Genomic DNA, 23,654 nt, shown 5'->3' on the forward strand with positions numbered 1-23,654 from the left:
AGGCGTTAAAAGTTGTCAGACACCCCCCTTATCAAGGGGGGCAGGGGGGATCCCCCCGCCTATCGGCACCCCCCTTATCAAGGGGGGCAGGGGGGATCGAACCTAAAATCCATTTTTAATTTAATTATAACCAGCTACTTAAGCTTATCTCCCTCGGATTGCCATTAAATCTTAACTGGAAGCAATTACCCCAGATTGTTGAAACCATTGGCTAATTCCGGCGGCTAAAACTTGCGCTAATTGTTTTTGTGCCTGAGTATCGGTAATCCATTCAAATTCTTGAGGATTACTCATAAATCCTAACTCTAATAACAAAGAAGGACTACTATAGGGACGAGTTAAAGCTAAATTATTCCAAAATACTCCATAGGAAGGACGACTAAGATTTTTGGTTAAATAATCGTGGAGAAAAACTGATAAATCCGCTGCCTGGGGATGATACCAAAATATGCCAATTCCTTGAGTATTTAAGGCATCTCCATCATCAGGTAAAGCATTATAGTGAACCGATATTGCTAGGGTTGGTTGTAGATTATTAATCATCTCTACTCGTGCCGGTAAAGATAAGTCTATGTCAGTTTCTCTGGTTAAATAAACTGTTGCTCCCAATTTTTCTAACTCCCGTTTAATTAATTTAGACATAACCAAATTAATCTCTTTTTCCGTGTAACCCGTCGGACCGACAGCACCGGTTTCTTTACCTCCGTGTCCGGGATCTAATAAAATAACTTTGCCCTGTAAATTATCACTTTTTTCCGGGGGATGACGCAGGGTTAAGATTAAATTTGTCCCCTGGTAACGAAGACTATAACCCCACTGTTGTTTTTGGTTAAGATTAAAAGTGTATTCTATCGTGGTCGGGTTGATTTGTCGCCAATCTAAACGTCTGACCAAAGGATTATCCACCAGAAAAATTGTATCGGTTTGGGCAATGGTATTATAAAGGGTCAAAATAAATTTATCATCCTCTTGTGCCACGGCGATGGGTACAGGATGGGAGAGGGGAAAAATAATTTCTGTTGCTTGATTGATACTGCGAGAAGAGAGACCGCGAATATTAGCATTATCTAGGACTTCATTAACTATTAAACGGGTTTCTCGCTCTAAAATCCAACCACCATAATCTAACCGCAACCAATCTCCTTCTTTCCCAGTGACTATCGCTTTCGTGCCTTGGGGTAAAGGAGTTAAACGGGAATAATCACTACCCGGTCCCGTGCGTGCTACCCCTTGGGCAGCTATAATTTCAATCACTGGTAAATTTTGATCGCTAATAATGTTAATTTCTCCTTGACCTTGTTGACTAATCGATCGATTATTTAATTGTGCTGTAAAAATAGGTTTTCCTAAGTTAGCCTCTTGTTGAAACTGTTGACAACCTCGATAGTAACCAGTTTTATCCTCGGAATTCGCTTGATTAAGATTAGTTAAAACTGCGGCATTACTAGGCAGTTTTGTGCTTTGAGGTTGGGGTAAAAGAGGCAGTATTTTATCTCCTAACTGCACAGAAACCTGAGATTGGGGAGTGGCAATCGCACTAAAACAAATCCATTCCCCCACTAACCTCGTCTTATGGACAGAAGGACTGAGAGAGTTATCAGCAAAAGCTAAGTCTTGGGGAATAACTGCTTGAGTATCTCGACGAATTATTTGACGATTAATAGTTTGGTTTTGATAGCGAATAGTGAAATTATTTTCGCCAACTTCTAGGGGAAAACTAGGGGCAAAATATCCTTTAGCACTGCGTTCAATCGGTTGATTATTGAGCAAAACTTGACCCGATGGAGGTGCAGAACCAATAAAAAAGATTCTAGCGGCCGTGGTTTGATGATTATCGGGGGGATAAACAATCATCAATGAGGCAGATTTGGCGCTGATACTGTGATAAAAACCGATTAATAGCACTAAACCTAAACCAATTAAGATATTTTGCCCAAAAGTTCTCACCTTTAACCAGAATGGCCCCATATTATCCCCCTCTTAGCTGACAAATATTATCCTAAAACAAATTCTAGAGGTTTGTTGTTAGTCTTCTCATCTGTACTACATTTAAACTGATCAGGAAATTTAGTACAAATGCTCTGACTTCTTCTCCCCATCACCCCATCACCCCATCACCCCATCACCCCTCTCCCTGTTTTTGACCCTAATCCTTTATGATCGATATAGATTAACTTTTGTAAAGGAATCGGAGTTATGGCTTTAACCGTTGGAACAATCGCACCGAACTTTACCACCACCGACGATACTGGAAAAACCGTTTCCCTGTCGGATTTTCAAGGTAAAGTCGTAGTTTTATACTTCTATCCCAAAGATGATACCCCCGGCTGCACCAAGCAAGCGCAAAGTTTCCGGGATAACTACCAACAATACCAAGACAAGGAAATAGTAGTCTTCGGGGTGAGCATGGATGACCAAGGTTCCCATGCAAAATTTAAAGAAAAATACGGTTTACCCTTCCAATTGCTCGTAGATACCGATGGTGCTATCACCAAAGCTTATGACGTCGATGGGGGTGGCTATTCTAAGCGCGTCACCTATATCATCGATGGAGAAGGCAAAATTAGCCATGTGGATGACAAAGTGAATACCGCTAGTCACGCATCGGATATTCTCTGCGTAGTCGGTTAATTTTCCCTAAAATCTTTTCTGGGTGTGTTAGGGGAGCCTAATACACCAGGTATCTATTTTTTAGTTCACTGATAATCAGTTTTTAATAACCGGATTTAGTATGACTAAATAGGGCCTGCTGATGATGAACTGAATATTAAAAATCGGACTAAAATAAGTGGGTGGGTGGAATTAAATATAAGATGAACGTAGGTTGGGTTGAAGCATGAAACCCAACGCCTGCATGGGTTACGCTACCGCTAACCCATCCTACAAATAATTTGGCCTCCCTACTTAATACTATTATCAAATATCTTGGTGGGATTAATCGGCAATCATGGTTAAGTTTAGCAAGTACCTAAAGAGGTTTGGGATTGTTGTTGGAGTGGCTTTTTTGTTGTTGGTTACTCACCGAGCGGCTCCCCGAAAGGCAGTGGAAAATGAGCAGATGAAGGGGGTTTGGTTAACCAATATTGGCACGATATTGTTACATCACACTACGTCCTTAGACGAGGTGTTAAATCATCTTTCGCGATCGGGTTATGACCGGGTGTATTTTAGTGTTTATGGGTTTAGGGGAACGCTTTATCCGACTTCCCAACGTCCGACGAATTGGTTGTTTGTGCCGCCGTTGAGCAATCCTTGGAGAGCGGCGGTTAAGGAGTCTTTACGGCAGGGTTTGAAGCCCTATGCTTGGTTTGAGTATGGTTTGATGTTATCCCCTAATGATCCCATTGCCAAAAAGCATCCGGATTGGCTATTAAAAACGCCCGCAGGGAAGACGGTGGTGGAAACCAATGTCTGGTTAGATCCGGCGAATCCGCAGGTACAAGCCTATCTTTTGGGCAATATGGAGGATATTTTAAAAGAAAAAGATTTGGCGGGGATTCAGTTAGATGATCATTGGGCAGTTCCGCGTGTTTTTGGTAATAAAAGTCAGGCTTTAACGAATTTAACTCGCAAGTTACATGATCATGTCAAGGCGATTAATCCCAAGTTGGTGGTGAGTCTTTCGCCTAATCCTCACTCTTTTGCGGTGAATAAATATAATCAAAATTGGTTGGCTTGGGTGCGTCAAGGGATTGTGGATGAGGTGGTCTTACAGATCTATCGGAAAACTCCCAATCAGGTGGCGGCAAGTCTTTCGGGATCGGGACTGGCGACAGCTTCCAGGTATGTGCCAGTGGGGGTGGGTTTATATGCGGGTTGGAATCCTGATTTTTCCTTAAAGGGTTTACAAGCTCAGGTGAGGACGGTGGAGCGTCAGGGTTATGGCTATTCGTTATTTTCTTGGGAATTTGTGGTCATGCGTCATCTTTTTAATCATATTCCCCGGTTTTAAGTGAAAAGGCTAGTATAATTAAGGCTGTTCTAAGTAAGTGGTTCTAATTACATAGAAGATAGATTTTGCCTTCGATCTCCCCCTGCCTTCTAGGGTTGATTCATAGTAGGGTTGATTCATGAATCAACCCTACCCTGCCCCCCTTGATAAGGAGGGTGCCAATTCCCCCTTAATACTGGGGCTGATTCATTCTCCAAATCTAATTCTTTTTTTTGCTACTCTTAATGGCTTATGAGGTAAGCTAGGGAGTAGGGGAGTACAGGTTTTTGCTCTCATAGTAGATTGATTCATGAATCAATCTACCGTTAGAGGAGCCTCATACACCCAATGTTTATTTTCCAATTCACTGATACACTCGACCGCGCCAACTTTGGGGACGGGTAAAAGCAGAGATAAAAATGCGGATAACTGCCAGCGGATCCGCTAGGGGAGATAGCCAAAATAATCCTGAAGATAGATTGACTTTTTCGCCCCGATAGTAGCTAGGAGAAACAGCCAATAAAAGGGCAAAACGAATCAATAACAGCAGCAGGTTTAAAGTCAAGACAATTTTTAAACTCAGGAAATTGTAGCCAAAAAACAAAGCTGTGAGCAGTAAAGGGGTGATAATTATCGGTAATCCCTGAGTAAGAGCTAATAAGGCTAAATCGCCCCATAATTGCCCCTGATAGGAGGCATCTTTGAGGTCAAGAGATCTGCCCCATTCGCGCCAAGTTTCCCTGAGTCCTTCGTACATCCGCACGCGAATCAACTTCGCCCCATCGAGAAATCCCACCCGATAGCCTTTCGTTGCCGCTAGACGGGCGAGGGTGACATCATCGCAAAAAGAACCTTTTGCCCCGCTATAACCGTCTAAAGCCGCTAAAACTGACCGCCGGCAGAGAAAACATTGACCATTGGCCATGACTCGTTGGGGATCTTGCCCGCGCACTCCGGCCGCATCAAAGCGATAGAGCAAAGTCATCAATAAAGCCGGCTGTAACCACCATTCTCCCGGATAGGAGAGGATAAATTGCGGCGACAGGGAAACTAAGTCATAACCTTCTGCGATCGCAGCTTTGACCAAACTAGCGACTAAATTTGCTTGGGGTTGGGTATCGGCATCAATGCCCAAAATCCAGTCACTTTCAGGAGAACTAAACAAAAAACCATTGTGTAACGCCCAGGGACGACCTACCCAATCAGGAGGCAAAGGATCATCGGTTTTCAAGCGAAAGCGGGGGTCTTTTGCCGCTATCTCCTTGACTTTTTCCCGCGTACCATCTTGGGAATTGCTATCGACAATCAGAATTTCTCGCACTTCGTAACTCTGTTGACTCAATCCCCTTAAACAACCGTCAATCCTGGCCACTTCGTTTAACGTCGGCACAATCACGCTTACTGTCCCTAACATCTCCGGGGTGGGGGGTTGGGGAGTCAGGGGAGGACGACGACGCGCCCCTTTTAGCAGACGGGAAAGAAGGATAAAAAAGGCAACAGCCTGAGACAGCAGTAGCCCCAGGCAGAATGCACCGAGAATTATCTCAGTTAACAACTTATTTGGCTCCTCTCACCGAAACAACGGGGATTTTTAGGGTTGTTACTTCGCTGGTTGCCACTGTTTGCCCGGAAGCAACAGTCTTGGCGCGATTATAGAGGAGTGTTAAAGGCAGAATACCGGTGAGTAATCCTAAGAAAATCGGCGGATAAATACCGGCACCCATACTCATGACCGTCGCAAAGCCAAAATTACCCAAATACATGACAAAAGGCAGGGTTAAATCTTGACTTGGCAGTTTCACCGGTTGCGCTTGCCAGATTAAAGTGGCCACCGTCATAAAAACACAACCCGTGCCAAACCAACCGGCAAAATTTTCATAGGGCATCCCAAAAAAAGCCCCCGGTTGTTCCCAAATCCAGAAGGGGATGGTAGTTTGACTCATGGCCGGATCTAGGACAAAATCCCATGAAGTTAATAATACCGCCCCGATAGCGATCGCTCCTAGATTTTGTAGCCACTGGGGTATAGCAAGAGTGGATAAACCAACACGAGCGATAATATAGGCACTAAAACCGAGATAAAACCAAGATAGGGGGATAGTAAAGGGTACTAAACCCGCAATTTTGTAACCTAGGCCCGAAAGATAACGATAATGACCGAAAGGAAAGCCGGTACTGGTTCCTAATAGTTCGCTACAAAGGGATAAACTGATAGCGGGAACCATGAATCCTAACCAGTGCCACACTCCTAGAGTCCGATAGGCATAAACAGCCACCGCTGCCATTCCTAACACCATATACACCACACCCCCCCCGGCCATTGACCAAGCAAAGAAGGTTTTGCCAAAATCCGGTAAATTGGCCACAAATTCGGGATGGGGCAGAACTAGCAACAATCCCGCTAGTCCAAAAGCCATCGATACAATATGACCGATGAGCAGAGCTTTTTCGATCGCAATTAGTCGTCTCATTAAATCTCTAGCGCTGCGAAAGGATAATCATTTTCAAGTTTACAAATCTTTATTAAAGAATTATTACCCAGATCGGTCACTTTCGGCAAAAAAGTTTTACAGGGGTTAGGGAGTTTCCTGTAGTGGTGGTTTAGGAGTCCCTAGGCAGTCCCGATGAAAAAATTTTCACCCCCACAGATGAAAGAGGTTTCCTTCCCCACACCCTACACCCCACACCCCACACCCCACACCCTCTTTCAAGTCAGGAGAATCAAGAACGAATAATAATCAATCAAATTGTCTATTTAGAGATTTTGTGGTACTTTATACTTAGTTTTTTCATTTTTTCAACCCCCAAAAATTAATTATGCAAGGGGCAATGACTAAAAATGCCTGAAAATAAATATATGTTAAAAATGATGCTTTTAGCCCGAAAAAAAGGTTCTTCGGTTTGTGTTATGTAATGGACGGGGGTTATAAGGGATAAAACCCTTATATAGAAAGACATGGCTGCGATTTTTGCCAATTGTTTTCGATCTAGAACGAGCTAATCAATTAAGTCTCTTGCCAGATAAGGATTTAGTCGATTTATGCCCCCTGCTCGAACCAGACCAAGTAACGAAGAACCAAAACTCTCTCCACCAGACTCACTATAATTAACACAGTAGCCTAGCTATGTCGGCAGAATCCAGACATCGGAGTTTACTTGCCAATCGATACCAACTGGTCGAGTTGATCGGTAGCGGTGCCATGGGACAAGTATATCGAGCAGAAGATAAACTCTTAGGTGGCGTAACCGTCGCCGTCAAATTCCTCTCGCAAACTCTCCTCAACCAAAGAATGCGTGAGCGCTTCGAGCGAGAGGCGACTATTTCGGCACTTTTAGGCGAAAAAAGTATTCATGTTGTTAAGGTTCGTGATTATGGTGTAGATGACAAGGAAGTCCCCTTCTACGTCATGGAATTTTTGCCGGGGGAGAGCATGAGTGAAATCATCAAACATCAGCCGCTGCCCCTCCCGCGCTTTCTCAATCTCACCCGTCAGATTTGTTTCGGCCTGGAATGCGCCCATAAGGGTATTATCTTCCAAGGGGAGATCTGTCCGATTATTCACCGGGACATCAAACCAAGCAATATTATCGTGATTCAGGACTCAGGATTAGGGGAATTGGTGAAAATTCTCGATTTTGGCATCGCTAAACTCATCCAATCGGGAGAATCCCAAACCCAATCGTTTATGGGAACCTTAGCCTATTGTTCCCCAGAACAGATGGAAGGTAAAGAACTCGATCATCGTTCCGATATCTACAGTTTTGGGATTATGATGTACGAGATGATCACGGGAGAAACGCCCATTTTTCCCGATAATCCCTCCTTTGGCAGTTGGTATGAGGTTCACCACTACGCCGAACCCCGTTCCTTTCATTCTAGCTTGCAATTACCGCCAGAATTAGAACAGTTAATCCTGCGCTGCTTGGCCAAAGCACCCAGCGATCGCCCGTCAAGTGTTACAGATATACTACAACGTCTCGAACGACTTGAACCCCTAGTCAAAAATGAAATCGTCAAAAAAACCGACGATTACACCCGCAAAATCAAAACCCCTCGTGATTTAAATCAAACCATTGTTTCTGCTGCTAATGCGAGGGATATCTGTGTCAAGTCCAGTTGGCCCGAGGATAAACCGCGCCAAAAAATTGTCTTCTCACGCTGTCTCCAGGCTGCTGACGGCGTTTTTCCCGGTTTATGGGTAATGTTGGATCGAGAAGATATCGCCGTCCGGGTTGCTAGTGTCCGTTATAATCAATTCCTCTTTTTACCCACACCTCACCCGATGATTCTCTGGATTACTGTCCTCTATCATCGTCAATGGGGCCCCCGCTGGTTGCCTTGTTATTTGGACTTAAAAACCCCTCAAGGTCAAAAAATGACCAAAACCCTCGCCGAAGCCGGTCAATACTGGATTTTATTTTTCCCCCTCGAAGGCAGCAACATCTGTGAAAATGTGATCAACGCTAATATTCCCGCCAATCAATGCCAAATTTTGCAGCAATGGGTGACAGATAGTCAATCGGGCCAAGGTGGCAGCCCGCAAATTAGCAAGCGGATGCTAAAACAGAAACTCGATCAACTTAAACCCCAGATTCTAGCCAAATTAGAGTCGGAACTGGCCGGGCAGCCCTAAAAAATCAGGGGGCAGAACGGAGGTTGACGCTATCGGTTACGATCCAAAAATAATCGCTGTTCGGCACTTGACCGAACGTTCAATCAGCTGTAGCCAATAATACATTTGCACTAAATAATAAAATCGGCGTTGCAGCCATCAATATCTGAATGCTAATTGTGCATCGTATCTACAAGTTAACTTAGTCCCAAGTTTTAAGAATGGCCTAGAGAATAATTCATCCTTAAAATCAGCAACGCCGAATTAATTGGCACGGATAGAATCAGAAAGCAACAAGGTGCGCTACAGCTTGTAACGCACCAAAATTTTTATTAATCTCTAACAAAGATTACAGAGGTCGATAGACGCGATAATCAATATTGGGGAAAATATTATCGATTTCCTCGACTTTTTCCAACCAACCAGAGTCAATCTTCTCCGATTTCACATCTTCATAGATTTTATTTAACCGCAGCAGGTGGGAACGAGTGCGCCGGACAGCGTAGGGAACCATCGTACCGGTTCGCATAATAAACGCCCAGTCAGAAGATTGTGCTAATAATAACTCCCGGGCCGCCTGATTTAAAGCCCGTTCCTGTAATTCATCCTCCGCTTCATGATGACTTAATTCAATCATCCGTTCCGTGCCTTTGTGCAGGTGAGGATAGATCCAAGCGTTGGTTTCATTTAGCCAGTATTCATGGAAACCCTTATAACCCCAACTGGATTGGGAAGGACGACAGACCTGCTGATGGGGGTTAGACCGGAGATAATCGGCTAAATGGGTCATTTGGTAGATATTTTGGTCATACCAAGACTTGCGGAACAGAAAATCAATAAACCAGGGTCCCTCATACCACCAGTGACCGAATAGCTCGGCATCGTAGGGAGAAACAACCAGGGGAGGACGGCCCATAATTCCCGCTAAACTCTCCACTTGCCGCTCGCGATTATACATAAAATTGCCCGCGTGTTCGGCGGCTTTTTCTTTGGCCCAGTAGGGGTCATAAAGCCCTTTTTCCGATAAACCACCGTCCCGGCTAGTAATTTTGTGGTACTTAATGCCTATATTCTTGCGTTGACCGTTGGGCATGATATAGGGCTTAATATACTCGTATTCCGCTTCCCAGCCCAAATCTTTATAGAATTCCCGATAAACTATATCCCCCGGATAACCGACTTGGGAAGACCAAACCTGTTGAGAAGATTCGTGGTCACGACCGAAAGCAGCCACCCCAGTTTCTGTGAAAATGGGCGCGTAACTGCCGTAACGGGGACGCGGACGACCGTAGAGAATACCGTGGCCATCGACGAGGAAATAACGAATGCCCGCATCGGCTAACATTCTTTCTACCCCTTCGTAGTAGGCACATTCCGGCAACCAAATGCCCTTGGGACGACGACCGAAATTTTCTTCGTAGTGTTGACAGGCCACCTCAATTTGCGCCCACACCGCTTGCGGGTACATTTTCATCAGGGGCATATAACCATGGGTCGCACCACAGGTGATAATTTCTAGGTTATTACTGTCGAGGAATTGTTTAAATGCCTTGACCAGATCCCGATCGTATTTTTCCCAAGTTTGTCGGATACTTTGGAAGGATTCAGCGTAATATTCGGCTAAGTAGCGAATATGGCCATTATGTTGATTATGGTCGATTTCTTTAGCAATTAATTCTTCTAACTTACCTAAGTGTTCTTCATAGCGCTCTTGCAGTAACGGATCCCGCAGCATCGACACCAAAGGCGGAGTCATGCTCATGGTCATTTTAAAATCGATACCGTCCCGCTTGAGACCTTCAAAAACTTGCAGCAGAGGGATGTAGGTTTCTGTGATTGCTTCGTATAACCATTCTTCTTCGAGGACGTAATCGCTTTCGGGATGGCGGACGAAAGGGAGATGAGCGTGGAGAACTAGGGCAACATAGCCAAAAGCCATAGGATTTCTTCTTAGAATTAAGGAATAAAACTTTAAGATTAGGTTGAGTAGATTTTATACTATCTTAAGCTTCTACAATAAAGAATATGATAAAAGTCGATCGATCGTCGATCGATCTCGTCAATCCCTAGGTTTACTAATTTTCCGATGCTCCCATCTAACGAGCCACTGACTGCTTTAGGAAGAGAGACGACAACGCCTCTCTCGATTCAACTTTTGCTATTTGTTGATGACCGTCCCAGTTCTCAAGAAATTATCCGTCAAATTCAGTCCTATCTCCAGTCTTTAAAGTCTGATTACCCAATTGACCTACAGATCATCGAAATTCGCCAGCAGCCTCATTTAGTCGAACATTTTCGCCTTGTAGCTACCCCTGCCTTGGTCAAAATTGCCCCCGGCCCCCGTCATACCCTCGCGGGCAGTAATCTAGTGGAACAGTTTAAAAAATGGTTGGTACGCTGGCAAAAAGCGATTAAAGAGGAGGTCAAAAATCATCACGCTGAGGATGGACAACGTCAAGAGATGGAACATTCGGGCGAACTCATCCGCATCGCCGATGAGGTTTTTCGTCTTAAACAGGAAAAGGAAGAATTATTAGAACAATTAAAATTTAAAGACCAAATTTTGGCTATGTTAGCCCACGATTTACGCAGTCCTCTCACCGCCGCTTCCATCGCCGTGGAAACCCTCGAATTAGCCTATCATCAACCAGATACGGAGCGCAGTCTGCAATTACGAGAACAACTGCACCAACAGGCCCGCAAACAGTTCCGGATTATGAACCGTTTGATCACAGATATTCTACAAGCTTCTAAGAGCATGGCGGCGCAATTCACTCTCCACCAGAGTAAATTTTATCTGCAAGCTCTTTGTCAGGAAATTTTGTCTCAATTTACTGATACTTTTCAGGAAAAGACTTTAATTCTCCAAAGCGATATCCCCCAAGATTTGCCCCCCGTCTATGCTGATGAGGAGTTAATCCGACAGGTGATTATTAATCTCCTGGAGAATGGGATCAAATATACCCCCCCCGGCGGCGCAATTACCCTTTCTGTCCTTCATCGTACTACTCAAAAAGTACAAGTGAGCATCAGTGATACCGGCCCCGGCATTCCCGAAGAAAAACAAGAGCATATTTTTGAAGGTCATGTGCGTCTGAAACGGGATGAGGGGAAAGAAGGTTATGGCATCGGTTTATCGGTCTGTCGCAAGATTATTCGCGCCCACTACGGTCAAATTTGGGTGGATAGTGTCCCCGACCACGGCAGTAGTTTTCACTTCACTCTGCCAGTTTATCGCTAAAATGCTCCGCTAACCAATTATCAATGTCCCCTAAAACTAGGTCGGGGATTTCCCAGGGGAACAAATGGGCTGTATCCGGGTAACATTTCCACTGAGACAGTTTTAGTTTTTCGGCCGTTTCTTGGCTCGAAGCACTGGTAATATGGCGATCATTTGCCCCCGCCAGAACTAAGCAGGGAATTGTGATTTTGTCAAGAGATTTTAAACAATTGTTACCTTTTTTTAAAGCCCGATTTAAAGCGCGATTAGCAGCTGGAGAAGTGCCTAAGTAGGCGGGAACAGCATCTTGAGCGAGATATTGATAGGATATCGTTTTATGTTGTGAAAAAAGGTACTGAAACAGGGAACGACGAGCAAAAGTATCAATATTCCAACGCCATCCCGGTTTGATCTGATTGAGAATTGCCGCTATCCCCGTCAAGATCAGATCTGTAGTGCTGACAGGAGGATGACTACCCCAAGGCCGCGCAGCCGAGGCCACGAGAATTAAACCAGGAAAGCGCTCGGGATGCCGCAATACTAATTCCAGAGCGATTATACCCCCCAAAGACCAACCGAGAATTAAACATTGCTGGATTTTTTGGCGATCGAGCAGCCCGATTAAATCCTCTAGATGTTCTTCTAGCTGAAAATCCGGGCGATAACGACTTTTCCCGTAGCCGCGCAGATCCGGGGCCAGGGTTTGCCAGCGTTGGCAAAAATGATCGGTAAATACAGACATACTGGCTGCCGAACCGGGATGACCGTGCAGACAGAGGATCGGATAGCCATTACCTTTGATCTTAACGTTGAGAGCGATCGACATGGAGCAGTTATCAGTTATCAGTTATCAGTTATCAGTTATCAGATTTGAGTTTTAAGTGAGCAGTATGTATTAAGCGAGCAGTATTAAATAGCAGTTTCCTGCTGTCTTTTCACTGTTCACTGTTTACTGATCACTGATTATTGACTGGGATATATGAGCGATCGAGTCTCTGGTATGTCAAACTAGAGAATAGGAGAGAGTTGGTCTAGAGGTTGCGGGGTCATTTGATCAATGATTCCGAGGAAAGTCCGAACTCCCGAAAGACCACACTTGCTGGATAACGTCCAGTGCGCGTGAGCGTGAGGATAGTGCCACAGAAAAATACCGCCCCCTTTTTCAGTGTTGCCAAAGGCACGGCGTAGCCGTCCAGTAAACAGTAACGAAAGTAAATTTACTGATAACTAATAACTTTCCACTGATAACTGATAACTGATCACTGATAACTGATTGGGGGTAAGGGTGCAAAGGTGCGGTAAGAGCGCACCAGCAGTATCGAGAGGTACTGGCTCGGTAAACCCCGGTGGGGAGCAAGGTGGAGGGACAAAGGTTGGTCTTTTTCCTGTCCCGTTTTTAGGAACCGCTTGAGGTAATTGGTAACAATTATCCCAGATAGATAACCTCTATTCCAACAAAGGTAAAAGCAATTTTACTGCTGTTGGGAAATACAGAATTCGGCTTATGTCTGACTCTCTCCTTTATCAGTAATCAGTATTCAGTTATCAGTTATCAGCTTCTGAACGCAAAAGGCAAAGGCTCCAAAAAAGAATCTGGCAAATCTCCTACCTAAAAAGAAGGGTGGAAACTAAGTACATCAAAGCTTTTAGCTTAACAAATTAGGTTTTAGATTCGGCCTTTGTTACCATTTCACTGTTTACTGTTTACTTTTTACTTTTTACTTTTTACTTTTTACTGATCATTGAAAAAAATCTCCCCACTTCATAATTCATAATTTATAATTCATAATTTATAATTCCCGCTCCCATGTCCTTAAGTGATCCCCGTCGCCAAAAACAATTAAAAACCCTAGTGGAAAAGCTGGGTTTATCAGCTGATGTCCCCGTCAGGTGGGATTTATTGGATTTAGCTCTAACTCATCCCAGTGTTTCCCGTGATAAGAATTATGAACAATTGGAATTTGTAGGCGATTCTGTGGTAAGACTCGTGGCGGCGGAGGTATTGTTAGAAACCTATCCGGAGGCGCTCGTGGGAGAATTTGCCGCCCTGCGATCGATGATGGTTAGCGATCGCACTCTGGCGGAATTTGCGGATCGCTACGGTTTCGAGCGTTATTTGTTGGTATCAAGTAGTACGAGTATTGATCGGGCAGGGCGAATTTCTCGACTAGCAGACGCTTTTGAGGCAGTTTTGGGAGCTTTATATCTTAGTACACAGACAATGATTTTAGTGCGTTCTTGGTTAGATGAACCACTGCGGGAAAAAGCGGCCGAAATTCGTCGAGATCCGGCCCGACAGAATTATAAGGATGCCTTGCAGGAGTGGACACAAGCAAAATACAAAAAACTGCCGCAATATTTAGTTAAAGAAATCAATGGTTTAGATCAAGAGCGTTTTTGTGCGGAAGTGTGGTTAAATGAGCAAAAATTAGGAGTGGGAACTGGCAGAAGCAAAAAAGCAGCGGAACAGGCAGCGGCGAAATCGGCTTTTCTAGAAGTGGTTAAAGGCTAAATGGGGGCATTTTTGCCTAACGGACGAATTGCCAGAGGCGAATTTTAAAATCATAATTACCACTAGCCAAATACTGCCCATCGGGACTAAAAGCTAGAGATTCCACCCAGTCGGAATTATTATCAAACCAGGCCAACTGTTTACCCGTCGTCACATCCCATAAACGCACACCGTCATTACTGGCACTAGCGAGAATTTGTCCGTTAGGATGGAGTGCCAGGGAGCGAATTCGGGCTGTATGACCGATGAGAGTAAATAATAACTTATTATTGCTCGTATCCCAGATTTTAATCGTGCGGTCTAAACTACCCGTAATTAAATTTTTGCCGTCGGGAGTGTATAAAAGCTTGCTAACCGCTTGGGGATGGGCGGAAAATTTCGACAAAAATTTGCCCTCGCGGATGTCCCAAAAATTTACCTCACCGTTTTCATGACCACTAGCAAGGGTGACACCATCGGATTTCATCCCTAGGGAATAAACAAAATTACCCACCCAATTTAAACGATAGAGGGGACGGCGGGGAGGTTGCACTGTCCAGAGGCGAATTCCTTCCAAACCACCACTAATTAACGTTTTACCATCGGGAGTAACCGTAAGGGCGAGGACAGTATTACCGTGTTCGAGGGCAATTCCTAAATACTTGCCTTCCACCAGATTCCAAAAATTAATAGAACCATCTAAACCGCTACTAACTAATAATCTTTCGTTGGGACTAATGGCTAAAGCTTTGACGCTGGTTCTTTGGGCGCGAGTTTGGGAGACTTTTTCTCCTGTTTTTACCGACCAAATTCTCAGGAGAGGGTCCGTATCACTACCACCAGCGAGAACTAATTGGTTATCGGGGCTGAAAATCACAGCATTAGGGGTGGATTGTTGCCCTTCTAAGGTTTTAGCGAGGGTAAGTCTGCCTAAACCTTCTACTAGGATAGTTTCTGGGGTTTTTTCGCCACTTTCAGCCGCGGGTCGAGCGGGGGCAATGGGACTTTGGGCCTGAGTAAGCTGATGTTGCCCAATTGTCAGCGTGGTTAAGACACTGACCACAATTGCCCCGACAAGTTTCTCCGCACCCGTAAATCGGAATTTCATAAATTTAGTTGAATATTAACAAATGAACCGTGCTATAGATTCTAGCCTTTGAGGGGATTGATTGCCAAGCAAGGTGGGATTTTTGAGCTAGGAAGGTCGATTTTTTTCGTTTTTCAGGGTTGGTAAAGCTACTTGACCCGATTGGGGCGGTAAATAGTATCTCGCTGCTTCTTCTTGGTTGATTGGCTCGGTTTTTTGGCTCTGTTGCCATCGGGCGAAGATAGCGATCGCCATAATCGTTGCCCCTAAAGATAGCAGTGTCCATCTTTGTCCTACAACCCCGATGATGACATCTACTGCCGCTGCGGTAAAGATAAAGCTAGTTATTGGTTCTTGACGGTAAGCTTTCTTGAGAAAACGCGGCCAGAGGAGATTACTCATTTTATCTATTATTTCTACGGTTTCGATAATTCCAGCTTATCCTAAATAGTTGGACAAAGGTAAAGTTAAGTAGCTGGTTATAATTAAATTAAAAATGGATTTTAGGTTTGATCCCCCCTGCCCCCCTTGATAAGGGGGGTGCCGATAGGCGGGGGGATCTGAAAGTTTTTAATACCTATCTACTTAACTGTGGGGTAAGGAGTCGGTCGTCGGTCGTCAGTAAGAATTGCGGCAATTGAACTCCCAATACTCATCACCGGAGAATCCGATCCTTTAACAAATACAAAGAGACGATACCCTCTCAAAACCCGTTGATAGGATTATGGTAGTGACCGAAATCAACTTTTAAGAATCTATAACAGGCTTTTTGTCCACTATTATCTAAATAACGGACAAAAAGCCTGTTATATGCACTTTTTCTCGGTATTATCATGACCTATCCTCTCTACGTCGCTTTTATTTGGCATCAACACCAACCCCTCTACAAATCCTGTCAAACTCGCACCGATGCTTCGGGACAATATCGCTTACCCTGGGTGCGACTGCATGGGGTGAAAGATTATCTCGATTTAATCCTGATTCTAGAACGTTACCCGAAATTACACCAAACAGTCAACCTTGTCCCCTCTTTAATCCTGCAATTAGAGGATTACGTCAACGGACTAGCTATAGACCCCTATCTTGCTCTCACTGTCACCCCAGAAGCGCAGTTAACCCTGGCACAAAAACACTTTATCCTCGAACACTTTTTCGATGCTAACCATCGTACCCTGATCGATCCGCACCCCCGTTACGGGCAATTATACGCAGAGCGTCAAGAAAACGGTCATAGTTGGTGTATTAGCCATTGGCATCTCCAAGATTATAGCGATCTCTTGGCTTGGCATAACCTCGCTTGGATCGATCCTATCTTTCACATTGACCCAGAAATCGCTGCCTGGTTAGAACAGGGAAAAAACTTCACTTTAAGCGATCGCCAGCGGATTATCTCCAAACAGCGTCAAATTCTGCGTCGTATCTTGCCGCAACACCGGTTAATGCAGGAAACCGGACAACTAGAAATCATTACCAGTCCCTACACCCATCCGATTTTACCCCTGCTGGCTAACTCGGAAGCCGGCCGGGTAGCGGTGCCGAATATGACCCTTCCTCGCCAATATTTCCACTATCCTGAAGATATTTCCCGCCATCTCCGGAAAGCTTGGCAAATCTATATCGATCGCTTTGATAAACAACCTCGCGGACTTTGGCCCTCGGAACAATCCGTTAGTCCTGCGATTCTCCCCGCTGTCGCTAAACAGGGTTTTCAGTGGTTATGTTCCGATGAGGGGGTGTTAGGTTGGTCTTTGGGACATTACTTTCATCGCGACGAAAAGGGCAATATTAGCGAACCAGAATTGCTTTATCGTCCCTACCTTCTGGAAACTAGCAACGGCAATTTATCGATGGTTTTCCGGGATCATCGTCTCTCGGATCTGATCGGATTTAGCTATAGTGGCATGAAAGCGCAAGAGGCCGCTACAGACTTAGTTAAACACCTAGAAGCGATCGCCGAAGAACTGAAAACCAACGCAGAAACCACGACGCTAGAAAAACCCTGGTTAGTTACCATTGCGCTAGATGGCGAAAACTGCTGGGAAAACTATCATCAAGACGGTTTACCCTTCCTAGAGAACCTGTATCAACTTTTAAGCGACCACCAAGCGATCGAATTAGTCACCGTCTCGGAATATCTCGATCGCTTTCCCGCTAATGCAAAAATACCCAGCCATCAACTTCATAGCGGCTCTTGGATCGATGCCAATTTTACCACTTGGATCGGCGATCCCGCTAAAAATAAGGCTTGGGAATATCTAATTTTAGCCCGTCAAACCCTCGCTAATCACCCGGAAGCGACGGAAGATAATAACCCCGATGCGTGGGAAGCATTGTATGCAGCGGAAGGTTCCGATTGGTTTTGGTGGTTTGGTTATGGCCATTCTTCTAATCATGATGCAATTTTTGATCAACTTTTCCGCGAACACCTGATCGCTCTTTATCAAGCTTTAAATGAGCCAATTCCCTCCTATTTGCTCGAACCGGTGGAAGAACACGGGGATAAACAAGGTAATCGTCCGATGGCTTTCATTCACCCCATTATCGACGGTTTTGGGGACGAACAGGATTGGGATAAAGCTGGACGGATCGAAATTGGCGGCGCCAGTGGTACAATGCACCGGACTTCCTTAGTACAAAGACTCTTTTTCGGTTGGGATCACCTCAATTTTTATCTGCGTTTCGATTGGAAACCGGGGGCAGAATTAGGCAAAGATATCCCGCCTGAAGTGCATTTATATTGGTATTATGATGAAGTGCATCGTCTGCAAAGTCCAATTCCCCTAGCAGATATTCCCCCTCGATCACCCCTCGATTACGGTTATCATCATCATCTAGGGGTTAATTTAATCACGGAATTTACTTGGTTAGAAGTCGCTCAAGAATATTTTACTTGGCAACGAGTTCCTAGTAATGCCAAAGCTTCTTTTAATCAATGTTTGGAAATTGCTGTCCCCTGGGAAGGATTACACATTGAACCCGATGCTCGTCTCCATTTAATCGCAGTTTTAGCCAATCAAGGTCAATACTATGATTTCCTCCCCGTTGAAGAATTAATCTTCCTGCAAAGACCTTAAATCAGTGATCAGTAATCAGTTATCAGTTATCAGTAACCGCTCTCATCTCTAGTTAGTCTCCAAATGTCTTCTCTAATTATAGGGATTACTAAATAATAATATGGAAAAGAAACAGACAAATCCGATGGGCAAAGTTTTCACACCTTTAACAATAATTAATCGTGCCGATGAATCAGCAGCTGCTAGAGGTTTTATCTCTCCTTCAGAAATTCGCTCTGTTACTTTACCAAAAGTTTTAGTTGATACGGGAGCAACAACACTCTGTTTACCTGCTAATATTATTGACAGACTGGGGCTAGATTTACTTAAAGAAGTCGATGTTAGTACCGCGACTGGATTGAGCAAAGCGAGAGTCTTTCAGGATGCTAAAATATTGCTTTGTGGTCGCGAGGGAACTTTTGAATGTTTAGAATTACCCGGTGGTCGCGATCCTTTAATTGGAGTAATCCCCCTAGAAGCACTGGGTTTAGAATTAGACCTACAAAACCAAACTTTGAAAGTTTTACCCTCCGAATCTCTAGATACTTATCTAACAATTCTCTAAAAATTGATAACCTTCATGGATCGATCACCCTTATTTTCTCAATTTAAGTAGGGAGGCACAATTATTGGTAGGATGGGTTAGCAGTAGCGTAACATGAGCGGGCGTTGGGTTTCATGCTTCAACCCAACTACGTTCTGATAACTGTTAACTGATAACTCACACCTGATAACTCACACCTGATAACTGATAACTGATAACTGATAAGTAGGAAGACACAATTATTTGTAGGAAGGGTTAGCAGTAGCGTAAGCGGAATTCTTGAGAAGGAGAGAAGAAAATAGAGAATAAGTTCTGAAGGAATCACGGCGATGAAACAGGAAATTAAGCCCTTTAACCCTGATAAAATCTACGAAATAGTGCTTTCTGTCAATTTTTCCATTAATGCCCAATTTGCTCAAGAAGCGCAGGAGAAATTAAACGCTATCCTTGGGGAAATGGATGCGGATTACTGGCAAATTCACCACATCTGTGCAGCGGGAAATTAGCTATATAGTCCCATGATCTAGCTTTTTTAGGGCGCTGAGAGCATGAAGACGGACGATTGCTTCCCCATCGGCTGCTAAAGTCAGCAAAATACTTTTATTATCCCGCTCTAATTCTCCTAAAGCGATCGCTAGAGACTGTTTAACTCCCGTATCAGTGAAGAGCGCCGGACGGGAGTGATAAAAATTACTGAGAATTTCCCCTGCTTGTTGGCGTAATTTCTGGGAGGTTTGCCGGCCGAGAATAGCGATAATTTCCCGACAAATTAGGACATTTTCGCTATATAAAGCCTTTTCTAGATAATTTAAAGCTTCCTCATCCTCGATCCAGCCTAATGCTCGCACTACAGTTAATTTTAAACTATCGGGAGTTAAGGAAGATTGCAGGAGTGGATTTAAAGCTTTAGCTGAGGTTGCTGTGCCGATACGACTGAGAGCGATCGCAGTTTCTTGACAGATCTCAAGGTGGACATCGAATAACAGCGGTTGCAGATGGTTAACTAAATCTGCTTGGGGATAATTCGTCCCTAGGTAACTACTAGCTTTAATTGCTTCCCGTCGCACCTCGATGGCCGGATCCTGTAAAGCATCGAGGATAATCACAGTAATCTGGGGATGGTGAAAACTGCTTAAAGCTTCGATCGCCATAGACCGAATGGCGCTAGATTGATCCTTAACTACGGTTAAAAGCGGTTCGATAATTTCTGGTCGGCGAATTTGTGATAAAGCTTGTACGGCTAAAAAACGGGTATTAGAGTCGGACAGTAATTGTCCTAAACTGGAGATGGCAGAACTGCCGATATTAGCTAAAGCGGCCGCAGCCATTTGGCTGAGTTCCTCCTCCTCCGATCTTTGCAATAATTGACTGAGAGCGAGAATACAGGCTCGATCGTCAAATTGACTGAGAATTCTCGCCAGAAACCAGCGCATTTCCCCATCTTGTTCCTCGGATTCTAACAGGGCAATTAGAGGAGCGATCGCCGATTGACCGATTTGAGGAAATAGTTTCGCTGTCTCCCATCGCTGTTGAAAATCGCATTTTTGTAAAGCTTCTAGGGCTAAATCGAGGATTTCATCGTTAATAATCGGTTCAATCGCATCTTTTTGGTTTAAAAGTCGCTGTATGCTGGCGTTTACTGTCTCCCAGTCCTTTTTATTCAACGCTATCTGAGCTTTTTCTAGCAGAGCTTGCATCGTGAGAAATGGCCTCGATTTTCGTGCTACCTATCTCAAGAATGTCAGACTTTCTCGCTTTTGTCCTCTCTCATAATGCAAGAAACCGATAATAAATCTCCAAATTGTGCATCAGACATCAGTATTTAGGGTTTGCGGCAAAAAGTACGGGCGAAGCATTCGGATAGAAAATCTACGGTTTCACCGATAGGTTATTGCCCGAATGCTTCGCCCCTACAGGACGCGGGCCGATGAAGATGCAAGGTTTTGAAGCACGATTCTCTCAAAATCTTGCACCTGTTTCACGAGAAAAGCCACAAAACCCTTACCTTGCCTACATTTCATATTTATTCAGCAAGCCCTATTTACTCAGGGCAAGCTATCCACAGACTTCTTGCAGAAGTGGGAATATGGACAAAAGTATATTATCGAAAAAATCGGGTCTAAAACCTCGCCTTAAGGCGAAAAGTTTTGGGAGCGGGGCATAAATCCCCGTTACAAAAACGGCCTCCTGCCCCCTGCCTTCGTTAATGACTTTCCCCTAAATCATCAAAACAAAACAGCTATTATTCCCAGTGTTTGGATAATCAGAAATGATGAAAATTTTCCCCGTTTAATTACTTGTTATGTACTTTAAGTAGATAAGGAGATAAGGAAATGAAACTCTTAGATGTGGTTGCTTTATTAGAAGACTTACCCCAATTGGGATTATATCGCGGGCAAGTGGGAACAATTGTAGAAGTCTATGAGCCAAATGTTTTTGAAGTTGAATTTAGCAATACTTCTGGCCCTGCTTATGCTATCGAAATCTTACAAGAAAATCAATTAATGTTATTACATCATTCTCCCTTAGAATCCCAAAAATTAACCGCTAAGTAGCGGTAAGCTGTTGACTATCTAAATCACTCGTTAAGACTGTCTATGAGGGGGGAAAAGGGAGCTTTTTTTCAGTGTTGCCAAAGGCACGGCGTAGCCGTCCAGTAAACAGTAATCGGTGAACTGAAAACTCACATCTGATAACTGATAACTGATCACTGATCACTGACTTGTGAGGGCGCATCAGCGATCGCACAGTAGGGACGACTATAACAAAGGGGTATTTCCAAGTCGTGTTGTTCCAAAAATTCCCGATTACTTAAAATCCTAGCGGTTTCTCCCTCAGCTACCACCTGACCACGACTTAACACCACCGTGCGATCGCATAATTCTAAAGCCAGATCGAGATCATGGGTGGCGATCACTTGGGTTTGGGGTAAAGTGGCCAACAGTTGTATTAATTGCCGACGGGACCGGGGGTCAAGTTGGGCGCTAGGTTCATCAAAAACTAAGACCTCGGGCAACATGGCTAAAACCCCCGCAATTGCCACGCGTTTTTTTTCACCCCCCGATAGATTCTGACTGTTTCTCTTACCGTAATGCTGGGAATCCAATCCCACCGCGTGTAAAGCATGATGACAGCGATGGTTTAAATCCTCTCCCCGAATACCCTGATTCATCGGGCCAAAAGTCACATCTTCCCAGACAGTGGGCATAAATAGCTGATCGTCGGGGTTTTGGAAGACTAAACCGACAAAATTGCGGATATTTTCTAAATTCTCTGGTTTAACTTCGTAGGGACCGACGGTGATTCTACCGGTTTGCGGCGGGAGAATACCGTTAAAATGCAGTAATAAGGTGGATTTTCCGGATCCATTGGCCCCGACTAAAGCTACCTTTTCCGTAGCTTCAATGGCTAAGTTAATACCCTTTAACGCTTCTGTACCGTCAGGATAGGTATAAACTAGGTTTTCAATAAAAATCGGGTTGTGGTGCATGAAAAACGAGACTTTTACCGAAAAATTGGGTTCAAGGTTCCCCGTCCTTTAGCGTAGCGGAGGACGGCTTTTTTTGCAACAGGTTGTCAATCTAGCTTCCAGTTTAGGCAACGGCAGTGTCAACTGAGTAGATGTACCATTTGACCCCAGAGGATCAAAATTACTATACAAATTATAGCGAGATAATCGTTCAGCTTGCTTTGGGGAACCTGTAGAGAAGGCAAGGAACCAGTGTAACCCCTCGATAACATGGCTTGATAAATGCGATCGCCACGTTCGTAGGTGCGGATAAATAAAGAGCCGATCATGTGTCCCACTAGCAACCGCTGCCATCGGGGACTACTCATTAAATTACGCGCAATTGCTGCCCTTCGCATGGAATTAAATTCAGCGATCAAAACCGCTAGATAACGGTACATAGAAGCTAAAATTGCCACCAATAAAGGGGGGGTTTTTAGGGTAACTAAGGCTTGTAACAGGTCGGGAATTGCTGTGGTTAAAACCAGAATATTGACCGTACAAAGACAGAGAAAAGCTTTAAAGGCCACACTGCCTAAAACCAGCAATCCCTCGCTAGTTATCCGCAAAAATCCCCAAGACCAAAGAATTTCGCCGCCATCACGAAAAAGAGTTCCCAATAAAACCACACCGATAAAGACAAATTCGATCGCTACTCTTTGTAAAAGTACGCTAATAGTCACCCGACTGATCAGAATTAAAATAATTAATCCTAATCCGTAAATCCCCCAAGTTTCCCAGCTACCATTCGGAGTTAAGGCTGTGGCAAAAACTAACAAAAGAGTCACTAAAACACGGGTATGGGGCGCGAGTCTCTGCCAAAAACCGCAATTTTGGCGCTCATTTTCGCAAGAAAAAGTAGCAATGTGTAGCATTTATTCAGTTATCAGTTATCAGTTATCAGTTATCAGTTATCAGATGAACGTAGGTTGGGCTTCGGCCGTGAGCTTTTGCCGAACGGTTGAAGCATGAAACCCAACGCCCGCATAGTTTACGCTACCGCTAACCCATCCTACCAATAATTGTGCCTCCCTACTTATCAGTTAGAAAGGGGATATAGGGATATAGAACGTAGCGATTGTCTTAAAAGTCAAGGGGAATAAAGAAAATCTTTTGTACCCCAAATAGGCAAGACAAAGTAACGGCACCAGTCATCCGTTTTGTCAGCGATGAAATTGTTCGGAAAACTGGACTAAGCGGGTGCTTG

The 23,654-nt window shown here is 44.2% G+C and carries 20 protein-coding genes and 1 other RNA gene; 11 read left to right on the plus strand and 10 right to left on the minus strand.

Features of this window, described 5'->3' with window-relative positions:
* Positions 1-171: 171 nt before the first annotated feature.
* Positions 172-1,968 (minus strand): N-acetylmuramoyl-L-alanine amidase, encoded by a 1,797-nt coding sequence (locus tag IM509_RS03050; protein WP_185237073.1) that lies wholly within the window; start codon positions 1,966-1,968, stop codon positions 172-174.
* A 228-nt stretch (positions 1,969-2,196) separates the two neighbouring features.
* On the opposite strand from IM509_RS03050, the gene IM509_RS03055 reads away from it, so the two are divergent.
* Positions 2,197-2,631, plus strand: a complete 435-nt coding sequence (locus IM509_RS03055; RefSeq protein WP_052276351.1) for a peroxiredoxin — start codon at positions 2,197-2,199, stop codon at positions 2,629-2,631.
* A 316-nt stretch (positions 2,632-2,947) separates the two neighbouring features.
* Positions 2,948-3,952, plus strand: a complete 1,005-nt coding sequence (locus IM509_RS03060; protein ID WP_052276352.1) for a glycoside hydrolase family 10-like protein — start codon at positions 2,948-2,950, stop codon at positions 3,950-3,952.
* A 343-nt stretch (positions 3,953-4,295) separates the two neighbouring features.
* Here IM509_RS03060 and cruG read toward each other — a convergent pair whose 3' ends face one another.
* Together cruG and cruF are read right to left on the minus strand one after the other, a co-directional pair.
* Positions 4,296-5,486 carry a 2'-O-glycosyltransferase CruG gene (gene cruG, locus IM509_RS03065; RefSeq protein ID WP_052276353.1) on the minus strand — a complete coding sequence of 397 codons (1,191 nt, stop codon included), beginning with the start codon at positions 5,484-5,486 and terminating at the stop codon, positions 4,296-4,298.
* A gap of 1 nt (position 5,487) precedes the next feature.
* On the minus strand, positions 5,488-6,402 hold the full coding sequence (cruF, locus tag IM509_RS03070; protein WP_004161139.1) for a gamma-carotene 1'-hydroxylase CruF: 915 nt from the start codon (positions 6,400-6,402) through the stop codon (positions 5,488-5,490).
* 498 nt (positions 6,403-6,900) lie between these two features.
* Here cruF and IM509_RS03075 point away from each other — a divergent pair, with 498 nt between their 5' ends.
* Positions 6,901-7,041, plus strand: a complete 141-nt coding sequence (locus tag IM509_RS03075; protein ID WP_002772241.1) for a hypothetical protein — start codon at positions 6,901-6,903, stop codon at positions 7,039-7,041.
* A gap of 15 nt (positions 7,042-7,056) precedes the next feature.
* The gene (locus IM509_RS03080) at positions 7,057-8,565 is read left to right on the plus strand and encodes a serine/threonine protein kinase (RefSeq protein ID WP_072927345.1); all 1,509 of its coding nucleotides are present in this window, start codon (positions 7,057-7,059) and stop codon (positions 8,563-8,565) included.
* Positions 8,566-8,893: 328 nt separating this feature from the next.
* On the opposite strand, the gene IM509_RS03085 is transcribed toward IM509_RS03080, so the two are convergent.
* Positions 8,894-10,483 carry a glycoside hydrolase family 57 protein gene (locus IM509_RS03085; protein ID WP_072926856.1) on the minus strand — a complete coding sequence of 530 codons (1,590 nt, stop codon included), beginning with the start codon at positions 10,481-10,483 and terminating at the stop codon, positions 8,894-8,896.
* Positions 10,484-10,630: 147 nt separating this feature from the next.
* On the opposite strand from IM509_RS03085, the gene IM509_RS03090 reads away from it, so the two are divergent.
* The gene (locus tag IM509_RS03090; protein WP_052276356.1) at positions 10,631-11,785 is read left to right on the plus strand and encodes a histidine kinase; all 1,155 of its coding nucleotides are present in this window, start codon (positions 10,631-10,633) and stop codon (positions 11,783-11,785) included.
* Here IM509_RS03090 and IM509_RS03095 read toward each other — a convergent pair.
* Positions 11,763-12,590 (minus strand): alpha/beta fold hydrolase, encoded by an 828-nt coding sequence (locus tag IM509_RS03095; protein WP_185237074.1) that lies wholly within the window; start codon positions 12,588-12,590, stop codon positions 11,763-11,765. The two genes, IM509_RS03090 and IM509_RS03095, sit on opposite strands and share 23 nt — an antisense overlap.
* Positions 12,591-12,786: 196 nt before the next feature.
* Between IM509_RS03095 and rnpB the strand changes: the two genes are divergently transcribed.
* Positions 12,787-13,284: RNase P RNA component class A (gene rnpB / locus IM509_RS03100), an RNA gene on the plus strand.
* A gap of 287 nt (positions 13,285-13,571) precedes the next feature.
* Positions 13,572-14,276 carry a ribonuclease III gene (gene rnc, locus IM509_RS03105; protein WP_002748582.1) on the plus strand — a complete coding sequence of 235 codons (705 nt, stop codon included), beginning with the start codon at positions 13,572-13,574 and terminating at the stop codon, positions 14,274-14,276.
* 16 nt (positions 14,277-14,292) lie between these two features.
* Here the strand turns inward: rnc and IM509_RS03110 are convergent, their stop codons facing one another.
* The gene (locus IM509_RS03110; protein ID WP_052276358.1) at positions 14,293-15,363 is read right to left on the minus strand and encodes a WD40 repeat domain-containing protein; all 1,071 of its coding nucleotides are present in this window, start codon (positions 15,361-15,363) and stop codon (positions 14,293-14,295) included.
* An 87-nt stretch (positions 15,364-15,450) separates the two neighbouring features.
* Positions 15,451-15,744, minus strand: coding sequence for a hypothetical protein (locus IM509_RS03115; protein ID WP_052276359.1), 294 nt, complete (start codon positions 15,742-15,744; stop codon positions 15,451-15,453).
* A gap of 431 nt (positions 15,745-16,175) precedes the next feature.
* Between IM509_RS03115 and IM509_RS03120 the strand changes: the two genes are divergently transcribed.
* The 3 genes from IM509_RS03120 to IM509_RS03130 all read left to right on the plus strand — a co-directional run bounded on the left by IM509_RS03120 (position 16,176) and on the right by IM509_RS03130 (position 19,445).
* Positions 16,176-18,416, plus strand: coding sequence for a glycoside hydrolase (locus IM509_RS03120; protein ID WP_185237075.1), 2,241 nt, complete (start codon positions 16,176-16,178; stop codon positions 18,414-18,416).
* 124 nt (positions 18,417-18,540) lie between these two features.
* Entirely contained in the window at positions 18,541-18,960 is a 420-nt protein-coding gene (locus tag IM509_RS03125) for a retroviral-like aspartic protease family protein (RefSeq protein WP_211571687.1), read from the plus strand.
* Between the two features lie 308 nt (positions 18,961-19,268).
* Entirely contained in the window at positions 19,269-19,445 is a 177-nt protein-coding gene (locus tag IM509_RS03130) for a hypothetical protein (RefSeq protein ID WP_002743097.1), read from the plus strand.
* Here the strand turns inward: IM509_RS03130 and IM509_RS03135 are convergent, their stop codons facing one another.
* Positions 19,446-20,636: a HEAT repeat domain-containing protein gene (locus tag IM509_RS03135; protein ID WP_052276368.1), complete on the minus strand. Its 1,191-nt coding sequence runs from the start codon at positions 20,634-20,636 to the stop codon at positions 19,446-19,448. It abuts the gene before it with no gap.
* Positions 20,637-21,272: 636 nt separating this feature from the next.
* Between IM509_RS03135 and IM509_RS03140 the strand changes: the two genes are divergently transcribed.
* Positions 21,273-21,494 carry a DUF4926 domain-containing protein gene (locus IM509_RS03140; protein WP_052276369.1) on the plus strand — a complete coding sequence of 74 codons (222 nt, stop codon included), beginning with the start codon at positions 21,273-21,275 and terminating at the stop codon, positions 21,492-21,494.
* Between the two features lie 152 nt (positions 21,495-21,646).
* On the opposite strand, the gene IM509_RS03145 is transcribed toward IM509_RS03140, so the two are convergent.
* Both IM509_RS03145 and cbiQ read right to left on the minus strand, forming a co-directional pair.
* Positions 21,647-22,429 (minus strand): energy-coupling factor ABC transporter ATP-binding protein, encoded by a 783-nt coding sequence (locus IM509_RS03145; RefSeq protein WP_185237076.1) that lies wholly within the window; start codon positions 22,427-22,429, stop codon positions 21,647-21,649.
* Positions 22,430-22,548: 119 nt separating this feature from the next.
* Positions 22,549-23,322, minus strand: coding sequence for a cobalt ECF transporter T component CbiQ (gene cbiQ, locus IM509_RS03150; RefSeq protein ID WP_052276370.1), 774 nt, complete (start codon positions 23,320-23,322; stop codon positions 22,549-22,551).
* Between the last annotated feature and the right edge of the window lie 332 nt (positions 23,323-23,654).

The organism is Microcystis sp. M31BS1, from assembly GCF_020245285.1.
Lineage (GTDB): Bacteria > Cyanobacteriota > Cyanobacteriia > Cyanobacteriales > Microcystaceae > Microcystis > Microcystis panniformis.

Coding starts and splice junctions, on each gene's coding strand:
- rnc (WP_002748582.1), top strand. CDS start 13,572: ATGTCCTTAAGTGATCCCCGTCGCCAAAAACAATTAAAAACCCTAGTG.
- IM509_RS03135 (WP_052276368.1), bottom strand. CDS start 20,636: ATGCAAGCTCTGCTAGAAAAAGCTCAGATAGCGTTGAATAAAAAGGAC.
- IM509_RS03085 (WP_072926856.1), bottom strand. CDS start 10,483: ATGGCTTTTGGCTATGTTGCCCTAGTTCTCCACGCTCATCTCCCTTTC.
- IM509_RS03060 (WP_052276352.1), top strand. CDS start 2,948: ATGGTTAAGTTTAGCAAGTACCTAAAGAGGTTTGGGATTGTTGTTGGA.
- cruF (WP_004161139.1), bottom strand. CDS start 6,402: ATGAGACGACTAATTGCGATCGAAAAAGCTCTGCTCATCGGTCATATT.
- IM509_RS03145 (WP_185237076.1), bottom strand. CDS start 22,429: ATGCACCACAACCCGATTTTTATTGAAAACCTAGTTTATACCTATCCT.
- IM509_RS03125 (WP_211571687.1), top strand. CDS start 18,541: ATGGGCAAAGTTTTCACACCTTTAACAATAATTAATCGTGCCGATGAA.
- IM509_RS03120 (WP_185237075.1), top strand. CDS start 16,176: ATGACCTATCCTCTCTACGTCGCTTTTATTTGGCATCAACACCAACCC.
- IM509_RS03055 (WP_052276351.1), top strand. CDS start 2,197: ATGGCTTTAACCGTTGGAACAATCGCACCGAACTTTACCACCACCGAC.
- IM509_RS03110 (WP_052276358.1), bottom strand. CDS start 15,363: ATGAAATTCCGATTTACGGGTGCGGAGAAACTTGTCGGGGCAATTGTG.
- cbiQ (WP_052276370.1), bottom strand. CDS start 23,322: ATGCTACACATTGCTACTTTTTCTTGCGAAAATGAGCGCCAAAATTGC.
- IM509_RS03095 (WP_185237074.1), bottom strand. CDS start 12,590: ATGTCGATCGCTCTCAACGTTAAGATCAAAGGTAATGGCTATCCGATC.
- IM509_RS03090 (WP_052276356.1), top strand. CDS start 10,631: ATGCTCCCATCTAACGAGCCACTGACTGCTTTAGGAAGAGAGACGACA.
- IM509_RS03130 (WP_002743097.1), top strand. CDS start 19,269: ATGAAACAGGAAATTAAGCCCTTTAACCCTGATAAAATCTACGAAATA.
- IM509_RS03115 (WP_052276359.1), bottom strand. CDS start 15,744: ATGAGTAATCTCCTCTGGCCGCGTTTTCTCAAGAAAGCTTACCGTCAA.
- IM509_RS03140 (WP_052276369.1), top strand. CDS start 21,273: ATGAAACTCTTAGATGTGGTTGCTTTATTAGAAGACTTACCCCAATTG.
- IM509_RS03080 (WP_072927345.1), top strand. CDS start 7,057: ATGTCGGCAGAATCCAGACATCGGAGTTTACTTGCCAATCGATACCAA.
- IM509_RS03050 (WP_185237073.1), bottom strand. CDS start 1,968: ATGGGGCCATTCTGGTTAAAGGTGAGAACTTTTGGGCAAAATATCTTA.